This is a genomic window from Mycolicibacterium obuense (assembly GCF_055397605.1).
The window spans coordinates 3,357,874-3,369,389 of record NZ_AP043663.1; the positions used below are offsets into that span (position 1 = coordinate 3,357,874).

General features: G+C 69.9%; 12 protein-coding genes and 1 other RNA gene. 5 read left to right on the forward strand and 8 right to left on the reverse strand.

The window, feature by feature from the left end; translation table 11 throughout:
- Positions 1-83: 83 nt before the first annotated feature.
- Positions 84-1,565: a CYTH and CHAD domain-containing protein gene (locus ACZ50N_RS15910; RefSeq protein ID WP_464473266.1), complete on the forward strand. Its 1,482-nt coding sequence runs from the start codon at positions 84-86 to the stop codon at positions 1,563-1,565.
- Positions 1,566-1,577: 12 nt separating this feature from the next.
- On the opposite strand, the gene rnpB is transcribed toward ACZ50N_RS15910, so the two are convergent.
- The 4 genes from rnpB to ACZ50N_RS15930 form a co-directional block, all read right to left on the reverse strand.
- An RNA gene (gene rnpB / locus ACZ50N_RS15915) (RNase P RNA component class A) lies at positions 1,578-2,006 on the reverse strand.
- A gap of 68 nt (positions 2,007-2,074) precedes the next feature.
- Positions 2,075-3,385: an HNH endonuclease gene (locus ACZ50N_RS15920; protein ID WP_464473267.1), complete on the reverse strand. Its 1,311-nt coding sequence runs from the start codon at positions 3,383-3,385 to the stop codon at positions 2,075-2,077.
- A 46-nt stretch (positions 3,386-3,431) separates the two neighbouring features.
- Positions 3,432-4,070, reverse strand: coding sequence for a class I SAM-dependent methyltransferase (locus tag ACZ50N_RS15925; RefSeq protein ID WP_464473268.1), 639 nt, complete (start codon positions 4,068-4,070; stop codon positions 3,432-3,434).
- Positions 4,067-4,984, reverse strand: coding sequence for an NAD(P)/FAD-dependent oxidoreductase (locus tag ACZ50N_RS15930; RefSeq protein WP_464473269.1), 918 nt, complete (start codon positions 4,982-4,984; stop codon positions 4,067-4,069). The genes ACZ50N_RS15925 and ACZ50N_RS15930 overlap by 4 nt, the downstream gene beginning before the upstream one ends.
- A gap of 47 nt (positions 4,985-5,031) precedes the next feature.
- Here ACZ50N_RS15930 and ACZ50N_RS15935 point away from each other — a divergent pair, with 47 nt between their 5' ends.
- Complete coding sequence (locus ACZ50N_RS15935; protein ID WP_046366452.1) at positions 5,032-5,616, forward strand: helix-turn-helix domain-containing protein; 585 nt, start codon at positions 5,032-5,034, stop codon at positions 5,614-5,616.
- Here the strand turns inward: ACZ50N_RS15935 and ACZ50N_RS15940 are convergent.
- Genes ACZ50N_RS15940 through ACZ50N_RS15950 form a run of 3 tightly spaced genes read right to left on the reverse strand, consistent with a single transcriptional unit; the run spans position 5,607 to position 8,522 of the window.
- Positions 5,607-6,668 carry a bifunctional RNase H/acid phosphatase gene (locus tag ACZ50N_RS15940; protein WP_464473270.1) on the reverse strand — a complete coding sequence of 354 codons (1,062 nt, stop codon included), beginning with the start codon at positions 6,666-6,668 and terminating at the stop codon, positions 5,607-5,609. The two genes, ACZ50N_RS15935 and ACZ50N_RS15940, sit on opposite strands and share 10 nt — an antisense overlap.
- Positions 6,665-7,402, reverse strand: a complete 738-nt coding sequence (locus tag ACZ50N_RS15945) for a zinc ribbon domain-containing protein (protein WP_464470573.1) — start codon at positions 7,400-7,402, stop codon at positions 6,665-6,667. The genes ACZ50N_RS15940 and ACZ50N_RS15945 overlap by 4 nt, the downstream gene beginning before the upstream one ends.
- Complete coding sequence (locus tag ACZ50N_RS15950; protein ID WP_464473271.1) at positions 7,392-8,522, reverse strand: Nif3-like dinuclear metal center hexameric protein; 1,131 nt, start codon at positions 8,520-8,522, stop codon at positions 7,392-7,394. Before ACZ50N_RS15950 ends, ACZ50N_RS15945 begins: the two co-directional genes overlap by 11 nt.
- A gap of 88 nt (positions 8,523-8,610) precedes the next feature.
- Between ACZ50N_RS15950 and ACZ50N_RS15955 the strand changes: the two genes are divergently transcribed.
- From ACZ50N_RS15955 to ACZ50N_RS15965, 3 genes are read left to right on the forward strand one after another with little or no spacing between them, the layout of a single operon-like run.
- Entirely contained in the window at positions 8,611-9,288 is a 678-nt protein-coding gene (locus tag ACZ50N_RS15955; RefSeq protein WP_464470725.1) for an HAD-IA family hydrolase, read from the forward strand.
- Complete coding sequence (locus tag ACZ50N_RS15960; RefSeq protein ID WP_046366447.1) at positions 9,281-9,775, forward strand: low molecular weight protein-tyrosine-phosphatase; 495 nt, start codon at positions 9,281-9,283, stop codon at positions 9,773-9,775. Before ACZ50N_RS15955 ends, ACZ50N_RS15960 begins: the two co-directional genes overlap by 8 nt.
- Positions 9,776-9,778: 3 nt before the next feature.
- Positions 9,779-10,585: an SURF1 family cytochrome oxidase biogenesis protein gene (locus ACZ50N_RS15965; RefSeq protein WP_046366446.1), complete on the forward strand. Its 807-nt coding sequence runs from the start codon at positions 9,779-9,781 to the stop codon at positions 10,583-10,585.
- Here the strand turns inward: ACZ50N_RS15965 and ACZ50N_RS15970 are convergent.
- The gene (locus tag ACZ50N_RS15970) at positions 10,539-11,504 is read right to left on the reverse strand and encodes a cobalamin biosynthesis protein (protein ID WP_464473272.1); all 966 of its coding nucleotides are present in this window, start codon (positions 11,502-11,504) and stop codon (positions 10,539-10,541) included. The genes ACZ50N_RS15965 and ACZ50N_RS15970 overlap by 47 nt on opposite strands.
- Positions 11,505-11,516: the final 12 nt, after the last annotated feature.

The following is an 11,516-nucleotide window of genomic DNA, read 5'->3' on the forward strand; positions in this document are numbered from 1 at the left end:
CGGTTCGATAACGGCGACCGGGTTTGCGGTTCACCTCCGTGTGGCAGTCTTGTGGCCCCGATCCCGCCGAAACGAAGGTGTCCATGCCCGGCCGACCGTCCGATATGTCCAGGTACACCGAGACTGAGCGCAAGTTCGACGTCGACGATGCGACGGTGTCCCCGTCGTTCGACGGTTTGGCTGCGGTGTCTCGTGTAGAGCGGTCGCCGTCACAGTCTCTCGACGCTGTCTACTACGACACATCGGCCCATGACCTGGCGCGCCACCGCATCACGCTGCGTCGCCGCACCGGCGGCACGGACGCGGGGTGGCATCTGAAACTGCCGGCAGGTCCAGACAGCCGCACCGAGGTCCGGCTTCCCCTCGAGGACGGCACGCCGGCGCATCCGCAGGTGCCCGATAGGCTGCGCGACGTCGTCCTCGCGATCGTCAGGGATCACGGGCTCGCTCCGGTCGCGCGGATCAGCACCGTGCGCGAGGTGACGACGCTCTACGGCGCCGACGGGACCGAGGTGGCCGAATTCTGCGACGACCACGTGGCCGCGGGCGCGGTGGGCGGCGAGGAGCAGCACTGGCGGGAGTGGGAGCTCGAGCTCGCCGAAGGCGCAGATCGCGGATTGTTCAAGCCGTTGACGCGTCGTCTGCTCGATGCCGGGGCCCGCGCGGCCGGGCACGGCTCTAAGTTGGCTCGGGTTCTGGCGACCCCCGCCGGTGAGGATCCGGCGGCGCTCGACGATCCGGTGCACCGCGCGGTGGCTGAGCAGGTCGCCCAACTGGTCGAATGGGACCGCGCCGTGCGAGCGGACGTGTACGACTCGGTGCATCAGATGCGGGTGACGACGCGCAAGATCCGCAGCCTGCTGCAGTCGTCGGAGGGCGCGTTCGGCATCGACGACGACTCGTGGGTGCTCGCGGAGCTACGCGAACTGGCCGGTGTGCTCGGGGTGGCGCGGGATGCGGAGGTCCTGGCCGAGCGGTATGAGCGCGCATTGGATGGATTGCCTGACGACCTCGTACGGGGACCGGTGCGCGAGCGGCTGGTCGAGGGCGCGAAGAAGCGATACGAGACCGGGTGGAAGCGCTCGTTGGCGGCGATGCGCACACCCAGGTATTTCCGGTTGTTGGATGCGCTGGAGGAATTGACGACGGCCGAGCCCTCGCTCGCACCCGGCGAAGAACCCGCCGAGGTGACCATCGATTCGGCCTACAAGCGGGTGCGCAAAGCGGCGAAGAAGGCGACCGCCGAGGAGGGCGGCGAGCACGCCGACGAGGCGTTGCACAAGATCCGCAAGCGCGCCAAGCAGCTGCGGTACACGGCCGCGGCCACCGGGAAAGCCAAGGTGGCCGATCGGGCGAAAGCCATCCAGTCGCTGCTGGGCGATCATCAGGACAGCGTGGTGAGCAGGGCCCATCTGAGCCGGCAGGCCCAGCAGGCGCACGCCGCCGGCGAGGACACGTTCACCTACGGGCTGCTGTACCAGCAGGAACACGACCTGGCGGTGCGCTGCGAAGATCAGGTGGCCGACGCCCTGGAGCAATTGGCGAAGGCCGTCAAGAAGGCCTGAACCCGTCGGGGGCGGATGAGCTGGCCTCTAAGCCGGATTCTGTTCCGCCCCACCATGTCTGGCGGGGCGGCGGCGACCATCCATCTGGGCACACCGTCGCCGGGTGCCTCGAGCGGCCTACCCGCAGACTCGGGCGAGCAGCCCTCGGGCGTCTGCGCTGCCGCGCCCCCCACGCGACATTCTTGGCCTTGCTTCGGGTGGGGTTTGCCTAGCCACTCCGGTCACCCGGAGCGCTGGTGCGCTCTTACCGCACCGTTTCACCCTTACCACCCCTGGTCCGAAGACCCGGTGTGGCGGTCTGCTCTCTGTGGCACTTTCCCGCGAGTCACCTCGGATTGCCGTTAGCAATCACCCTGCTCTGCGAAGTCCGGACTTTCCTCGAACCACCTCGGCCGTACCCCTGTCCGGTCTGGTGTGGTCCGCGGCCGCCCGGCCAGCTCATCCGCCCTGACAACGTAGCGCCTGCCGCGGCGATTCCGGAAACGAATGCCTTCGGTGACGAGGCTCGGTCACGCGGACCGCTTCAGGTGAGCACTCAGTTCGACGCCCAATTCCACGATGTCGATGCTGAGCCCCCCTTCGATGACGCTGTAGCGGCGGCGTACCGAGGGTCCGGGCAGGGGTGGTGCGGTGGAGTGGTAGGTCGCGCCGGTGGGGGTGGTGTAGTCGGCGGTGTGGCGGCCCTCGGCCTCGCGGGTGGTGACGGTCCAGCCGGGGGCTTCTTTGGCGTAATTGCAGGCTGCGCAGGTGCCGAGCCCGTTCAGAGCAGACGTCTTCCCTCCCCGGCGGGCGGGGGTGGCGTGGTCGTGGTGGCGGATCGGGGCGTCGCAGTAGGGGGTGCGACACGTCTGATCGCGCAGCCCGATGAACGCGGCCAACCCTTTCGGGAAGATCCGGGCCCGGGATTCCATCGCGACCAGTTGGCCGGAACTCGGATGCCGGTAGAGCCGCCGCAGCGTCGCTTTCGCCGACTCGTCGGTGACGGTATCGGACACCAGATCCCGCACGACCGCGGCCGGGACAGGCCCGTAACCCTCGACCCAGCCGGGACTGTCGTCGTCACCGACCAGGGTGGTGTCGGCCATCACCAGGTTGACCGCGATCGGCACCGGTGTCTCGGCCGGGCGGGCGGTCACTCGGTGGTAGAGGGTGTCGGTCATGACCTGTCCACGCGCACGCCCGTCGCCGCACAGATCGGCTTCCCGGCGCAGGGCGGCATACACGCCGATGCCTTGGGAGAGCGGCATCACCGCGGTCAGCTGCACCATGCCGTTCGGTGCGGGCCGGGTCGACACCCGCGCGGATGCCGCTGCGCGTTCTTTGCGTTGCACGACGGCGGCGGCGTCGAGGCGCGCGGCGATCGCCGCGGCGGCGGCCTCGATGCGGGTGTTGCCCAACCCGACCAAAGCCGCCTCATCAGCGCATAATTCGGCATCCAACGCCCGCCGGTCTTCGACCATCAGGCAGGCGGATTGTTTGACGATCAGCGTGGCCCGGTATTCGGTCAACACCCCGGCCTCCAGCGCGGCCAAGGTATGAGGCATCTCGTGCACCAAGGCTTGGGCGAACCCCAGGTGTCGCCCGCCATGGGCCGGCGAATCCGCCCGTGCCAACGACACTTCCGAAGCCAACCCCCGGCCGCGCCGCCGCAACGGCATCCCCGCCTCAGCCTCGGCGGCGCGGCGTTTCTCGGCCCATAATGCGGTCGCGCGGGCCTGCGCCGCCGCAGCTTGGGCTTTCAGTTGTTCGCACCGGGTCACGATCTCGCGCAGCTCAGCCTCCGAGGCCGAACCATCGAAATCGAACACCTGTGCGAACATGATCCCGACGCTACACCGCGCCACCGACAACTCGACCTGCCACAACTCAGCCGTCGGCTCGGCGCCTGAGCACGATGAGGTTGTCGATCAGCACCGCCTGTTGGCCGTCGGGCCCGACCGCATTCCGCTCCACAGGCGCCGCACGCAGCGTTTCCCACTGCCCAGGATCCAGGTCGATCTGAGCCAGCACACCCTCCACCGTCGGGAACTCGTGATCGTGCTTCAGATTCGCCCAGGGCGGAGCTGCGCCGTGGTCCACGATGATCAACACCCCGCCTGGCGCGACGGCCCGCGCCGACGCGGCGAAGATGCGTTCCCTGTCCAGCTGCACCATCGACTGCAGGAACTGGGCCGAGACCAGATCGAAGGTCCCCTCCGGAAAATCCTTGGAGAGGTTCATCTGAACGAAGTCCGTCCGATCGCACAGATCCCGTTGGGCCGCTTCCTCGGTCGCGCGCTGCAGCGCCGTCTCGGAGATGTCGACCCCGACGACGTGCCATCCGTTCTCCGCCAACCACACGGCATCTGCACCTTCACCGCAGCCGAGATCGAGCGCCCGGCCGGGCGGCAGCGAACCCGCCACCTCCGCGACCCACGGATTGACCCGCCCGCTCCACACACGTTCCCGTTCGCCGTATCTGGCTTCCCAGTGCGCCTTCACGTCCTGCTCGTCATAGGTACTCATACGTCTCCCTCCGCCACACTGCGAACAATTGCTGCGCCGGCCGCCGACCCCGAGGCCACCGCGGCAGCCACCTGAGGCATGGGCACGCTCACATCCCCGGCCGCGAACACACCCGGCACCGAGGTCTGCCACATCGCGTCCACCGCGATGGCTTCCTCCGACAACGGACTGGGTGGGGCGAAAGCCACCCCGAGCGCTCGTGCCAGCCCGCTGCGCTGGTACAGCGTGCTCGCCACCAGCAAGCCCCGCCGGCTCAGCGTCGTGCCGTCGGCGAACACCACGGTGTCCAGCTGTCCGTCAGCACCCGACACTCGCGCGATCTGACGCTCGTCGACCGCGATCCCGCGCGCCGTCATACGCTCCAGGCCGGCGGGACTCACCTCGGCAGGCCCGTTGGACAGCACCACGACGTCGTCACTCCATTGACTCAGCAGCGTCGCCATGTGGACCGCCCGCTCCCCCTGTGCGATCACCCCGAGGGGCTGCTCGCGCATCTCCCAGCCGTGGCAGAACGGACAGTGGAACACCGAGCCACCCCAGAACTGGTCGAGCCCTGTGACACTGGGCAATGCGTAGCGCATACCGGTCGCCAGGAGAACCCGCCGCACCTCGACGGCGCGACCGCCGGCCAGCCCGACCGTGAAGCCACCCTCGTGTGCAATCACCGACGCGACCTCGCCGTCGAGCACCTCGACCGACGGATATCGGGTGACCTCGTCGCGGCCCCTCGCATACAGCTGCGCGGGCGGCACCCCGTCGAAACCGAGGAGTCCGCCGATGCCGTGCGCGGCAAGGTTGCTCTGCGCCCCGGAGTCAACCACCAGCGTGCGCATCCGAGCCCGGCCCAGCACCAGCGCGGCGCTCAGCCCCGCGGCGCCACCGCCGATCACCACACAGTCCCATCTCTCACTCATGTCACCACCTTGCTCGCCCTGGCGGCGATCTGCCAAGCTCTTTTGCCATGCAGGCAAAAGACGACGACGGGGTCGACGCCCGGGTGCGGCGGCGACTCCGCGAACTGCGCACCCAGCGGGGCATGACGCTCGACGATGTGGCGTCCCGGTCGAGCATCGACGTCTCCACGTTGAGCCGGCTGGAATCCGGGAAGCGCCGATTGGCGCTCGACCATCTTCCGCGGCTGGCCCGGGCGCTCTCGGTCAGCACTGACGAGTTGCTCCGCGAACCCGAGGTCGATGATCCGAGGGTGCGCGGCACCGCCCACACGAGTCATCTGATCACGTTCTGGCCCTTGACCGGTCAGGGTCCCGCCGGCGGCCTACACGCCTACAAGATCCGGATCAGCGCACGACGGCGCACCCCGCCGGAGCAGCTTCCGGTCCACGAGGGCCACGACTGGATGTACGTGCTGTCCGGTCGCATGCGCCTACTCCTCGGCGATCGCGATTTCACCATCAAACCCGGTGAGGCCGTGGAGTTCTCGACGTGGACGCCGCACTGGTTCGGCACCGTCGACGGCCCGGTGGAGGCACTCGCTCTCTTCGGCCTCCACGGCGAACGCGTGCACCTGCACACCGATCACAAATAGGCGGTCTGGTTGACCAGTCGCACCGACGCCGCACCGTCGGGATAGAACTCCGCGATCGACAGCGACGCGAGATCCAGGTGCAGCCGGTAGAGAATCGCCGGGCCGGCGTCCAGGGCAACGCGCAGAAGCGTTTTGATCGGCGTCACGTGGGAGACGAGCAGCACCGTCTGGCCGGCGCGTTCGGCGAGCAGACGCTGCTGCGCGCGGGTGATCCTGCGCGCGACGGCATCGAAGCTCTCGCCCCCCGGCGGGGCGACGGCGGTGTCGGCCAGCCAGCGTCGATGGAGGTCGGGATCCCGCTCGGAAGCTTCGCGGAACGTCAGCCCCTCCCATGCGCCGAAGTCGGTTTCGATCAGGTCGTCGTCGACCTCGACGTCGAGGCCGAGCGCACCCGCGGCCGCTGAGGCGGTGTCGCGCGCCCGCTGCAGCGGGGAGGACACCACCGCGTCGATCCCGCCGATGCGGGACAGATAGCCGGCCGCGGCGGCGGCCTGGCGCACGCCGAGTTCGGTCAGATCGGGGTTGCCGCGCCCCGAATAGCGACGTTCCACCGACAGCGGGGTCTGGCCGTGGCGCAGCAGTAGGAGGCGGGTGGGCGCGCCGGTCGCACCCGTCCATCCGGCCGGATTCGCCTTCACAGCCTCCGATTCCGCCGCGGCATCCATCGCCTGATTCGCCAGCGCATCGGCGGCGCTGTTCTGCTCGCGGGGAACCCAGGTGTAGGCGACATGCTCGAACGCAGCGGCATGTTCACGTGCTTGCTGGTGCAGCGCAGCCAGATCGGGGTGTTTGACCCGCCACCGCCCGGCCATCTGTTCCACGACCAGCTTCGAGTCCATCCGGACCTCGACGTCGGTCGCGCCGACACCCGCGGCCGTCTCCAGACCTGCGATCAGCCCACGGTATTCGGCCACGTTGTTGGTGGCGCGACCGATCGCCTCCTTGGCTTCCGCGAGCACCTCCGTGCGATCTGCCGACCACACGACGGCGCCGTACCCGGCCGGACCGGGGTTACCGCGCGATCCCCCGTCGGCCTCGACGAGGACCTTCACGCCCCGGATCCCTTGATCCGCAGCAGGATTGCCGAGCACTCAGGGCACCGCAGCACGTCGTCGTCCGGCGCGGCGGCGATCCGCGCCAACTCACCCCTGTCGATCTCGAGCCGGCACGCCCCGCACCGCCGGCCCTGCAGGGTGGCGGCGCCTGTCCCGCCACGGGCGCGCTGACGCTCGTACATGGACACCAGCGACTCATCGATCGTGGCGACCAGTTCCTCACGCCGCGAACGTGCCTGATGTGCAAGCTGGGCGAGATGCGTGCGCGCCGATTCACAGTTGCGTTGCGCATCGGTCATCGCGCTCTGCAGGTCGTCGATCCCGGCCAGTTCCCGATCCTGATCGCCGGCCAGCTCTTCGCGCCGTTCCATCACCTCGAGCAGGGAATCCTCGAGACTGGCCTGCCGCCGCTCCAACGTGTCGAGTTCGTGCTGGATTTCGGTGAGCTGCTTAGCGTCCACGGTGCCGCCCTCGAGCAGGCGACGATCGCGGTCCTCCCGCTGACGCACGCCGTCGATCTCGCTCTCCAACTTGGCGATCTGCGCGTCGATGTCGGCGAGCGCCAACTGGACGACGGCCAGCCGGTCGTTCGCCTCGTGGTGGGCGCTCTGCGCGGCCTCCAGCTTGGATTGTTCGGGCAGGTTCTTCAGTCGGTGGTCGAGCCGACCGATCTCGGCGTCGAGTTCCGCGAGCTCGAGCACCAGACGTTGCTGTGCCACATCAGCTTTCATGAGAACATTCCTCGACATTCCAGGGGTCGGTGCGCACCGGGGACACGGTGACGGGCAGATCGGCGAAGTGTTGACGCAAGAGGGCGGCCGCCTGGCCGCACCACGGAAACTCACTGGCCCAGTGCGCGACGTCGACGAGCGCGACGCCCGATGACCGCCGATGCTCGTCGGCGGGATGGTGGCGCAGATCCGCGGTCACGTACGCCTGCACGCCCGCACGGTCGACCTCGGCGAGCAGCGAATCCCCGGCTCCCCCACACAGCGCGACACTGGACACGATCGCGTCCGAATCTCCGGAGGCGCGCACTCCCCACGTGGTGGCCGGCAGACCGCGACGCACCCGGGCGACGAACACGCTCAACGGTTCCGGCTCGGCCAGCGCCGCGATGCGGCCCAACCCGGTGCCGTCGGGTGCCGGTGCGACGGCGACGACGTCGAACGCGGGCTCCTCGTACGGATGTGCCGCGCGCAGGGCGGCGAGCACCGCCGCGCGGCGAGCGCGGGGCGCCACCATCTCCACGCGGTCCTCGTCGACGTGCTCGACGCTGCCGACCTCTCCGATGGCCGGTGACGCGCCGGCGAGTGGCAGGAACTGCCCGACCCCCGACACGCTCCAGCTGCACTGCGCGTAGTCGCCGATCTGACCGGCCCCGGCATCGAACATCGCGGTCTGCACCGCCGCTGCGCTCTGGCGCGGGACGTAGACGCCCCACTTGTCCAGCGCCGGGGTCTTCGGCTCGGGCGAGAGCACGTCGGTGACCGTCAGACCCAGCGCCTCGGCGAGGGCATCGGAGACTCCCGGTGCCGCACTGTCGGCGTTGGTGTGCGCGGTGAACAGCGCGCGACCGGTGCGGATCATCGCGTGCAGCAGCGATCCCTTGGCGGTGTCGGCGGCCACGGTGTCCACGCCGCGCAGCAGCAACGGATGGTGCGCGAGCAGCAGCCCGCGCTCCGGCACCGTCGCCACCACCTCGGCCGTCGCGTCGACGGCGATGGTGACGGACTCGATCACCTCGCCCGGATCTCCGCACACCAGGCCGACGGAGTCCCAGCTCTGCGCGAGGCGGGGCGGATAGGCCGCGTCGAGTACCTCGATGACGTCGGCGAGACGCACCGTCATCGCATCACCTCGGGACATGCCACATCACGACAGTAGTGCGCGGGTCCAGCCACTCCGGGCATCAGGGACAATGGGTCGCGTGACGGACATGGTGGACAGCGCGGCTCGGGTGACCCGGGTCCGCCGCGGCGATCTGGTCATCTTCGACCTGGACGGCACGCTGACCGATTCCGCCGAGGGCATCGTCGCCAGCTTCCGGCACGCCCTGGCCGCGATCGGCGCCCCGGTACCCGAGGGCGACCTGGTGAGCCGCATCGTCGGTCCGCCGATGCGGCACACCTTGGAGTCGATGGGTCTGGGCGAGCAGGCCGGCGAGGCGATGGCCGCCTACCGCGCCGACTACACGACCCGGGGCTGGTCGATGAACCGTCCGTTCGCGGGCGTGCCCGACCTGCTCATCGACCTGACCAGCGCGGGTGTCCGGTTGGCGGTGGCCACCTCGAAGGCCGAACCCACCGCGCAACGCATCCTGGCGCACTTCGAACTCGACGGTTTCTTCGAGGTGATCGCCGGCGCCAGCGTCGACGGCAGCCGGGCCCGCAAGGCCGACGTGGTGGCCCATGCACTCGCACAGTTGGCGCCGCTCCCCGACCGCGTCGTGATGGTCGGCGACCGCTCCCATGACGTCGAGGGCGCCGCCGCCCATGGAATCGGCACGATCGTCGTCGACTGGGGCTACGGACGCGCCGACTTCTCGGCCTCGCCCAGCCCCGCCCTGGCCCATGTGGCCGACGTCGCAGCGCTGCGTGAGGTGCTGGGTGTCTGACCAGCTGCACGTCACCTTCATCTGCTCGGGCAACATCTGCCGCAGCCCGATGGCCGAGAAGATGTTCGCCCACCAACTGAGCGAGCGCGGCCTGGCCGACGCGGTGCGGGTCACGAGCGCGGGCACCGGGCACTGGCACGAGGGTGAGCCGGCGGACCGTCGTGCCGGAGTGACGCTGCGTGAGCACGGCTACCCGAGCGGGCACCGGGCCGCCCAGATGACCGAGGACCATCTCGACGCCGATCTGGTGGTGGCGCTGGGCCGCAACCATCTGCGCATGCTCTCCGAACGCGGCGTGCCGACCGACCGGCTGCGGATGCTGCGCTCGTTCGACCCGCGCTCGGGCAAGCACGCGCTGGACGTCGACGATCCCTACTACGGCACGCAGGACGATTTCGAGGCGGTGTTCGCGGTGATCGACGCCGCCCTGCCCGGTCTACACGCCTGGGTCGACGAGCAGCTCGCCGAGCGGCGGCAGGCGGGCTGAGGTATGCGCCGTCTCGCCTTCCTCCTGCGCCCGCAGTGGCTGGCGCTCTACGTGGTGGTGATCGCGTTCGCCTACCTGTGCTTCACCGTGCTCGCGCCCTGGCAGCTGCACAAGAACACGAAGACGTCCCGGGAGAACGCCCAGATCTCGGCGTCGCTGAACGCCGATGCGGTGCCGTTGACGACGCTTCTGCCGCAGCAGGATTCGACAACCACAGACGACCAGTGGAAGCGCGTGACGGCGACCGGGCGGTACCTGACCGATGCGCAGGTGGTGGCCAGGCTGCGCGTGATCGACAGCGATCCGGCGTTCGAGGTGCTGGTGCCCTTCGCCGTCGACGGCGGCCCGACCGTGCTGGTGGATCGCGGCTATGTGAAGCCCACGACCGGCTCCGCGGTTCCCGACATCGCTCCCGCCCCGACCGGGCGCGTCACGATCACCGCCCGGCTGCGCGACCCCGAACCCGTCGCCGTCGGCAAGGACCCGTTCCGCGACGCCGGTGTGCAGCAGGTGTATTCGATCAATCCCGGCCAGATCTCCGCGCTGGTCGGGGTTCCGCTCGCCGGGGCCTATCTGCAGCTGGTCGAGGACCAACCGGGCGGCCTCGGCGTCGTCCCGCTGCCGCGCCTGGAGGCCGGTCCGTTCCTGTCCTATGGCATCCAGTGGATCGCGTTCGGCATCATCGCCCCCATCGGGGTGGGCTACTTCGTCTACGCCGAGGTGCAGGCCAGGCGCCGGGAGAAGGCCGTACCCGCCGAGCCGGTCACGCCTGAGGACAAACTGGCCGACCGATACGGCAGGCGACGCTGACGGCGGCCGCCGCGGCCGCGACCTGAACGGCCCGCGACAGCCTGACCGCTCGTCGGAGGTCACCGGCACCGGGTGGCCGTCCGGTACCGAGGGTGGGGCGGATCTCCAGTTCGTGGGCGTACTGGGTGGGCCCGCCGAGTCGAATCCGGAGCGCCCCGGCGAACGACGCCTCGGCGACACCGGCGTTCGGGCTCGGATGGCGGGCGGCATCGCTGCGCCACGCCCGGATCGCGCCGACGGGTGAGCCTCCCACCAGCGGTGCGCACACCACGACGAGCAGACCGGTCAGCCGGGCCGCGGCGAGATTCAGCAAATCGTCGAATCGGGCTGCCGCCCAGCCGAATCGCCGATACCGCGGCGACTTGTTGCCCACCATCGCGTCCAGCGTGTTGGCCGCGCGGTACAGCAGCACGCCGGGAGCACCTCCGAGGGCCGCCCACAGCAGCGGCCCCACCTGAGCGTCGGAGGTGTTCTCCGCGATCGACTCCAGGGCGGCGCGCGCAAGTCCCGCGCTGTCGAGCACTGAGGGGTCGCGGCCACACAGTGACGGCAGCAGGTCGCGCGCCGCGGCCAGGTCACCCGCGCCCAGCAGGTCGGCCATCCGATCTCCGGTGCGGGATAGCGACGTGCCGCCCAGCGCGGTGAATGTCGCCGCCGCGATCCACGCCACCTCGGCGAGCGCGCTGCGCCGGCCCAGTCGCCCCACGCCGGCAGCCGTCAGCGTCACCGCCGCGAGCAGCGTGCCGGCGTACCCGACGCCCGCGGCGCGGCTGTCCGCGTAGCACCGGCGCTCGAGCGCGGCAGCGCCGCTGCCGAACACCGCCACCGGGTGGCCGCGCTGCGGATCACCGAATGCCGCGTCGGCGAGCAGGCCGAGCGCGATCCCGGCGGCGCGGCGCCGATGAACTGCTGCGAACACCACGGCAGCTTG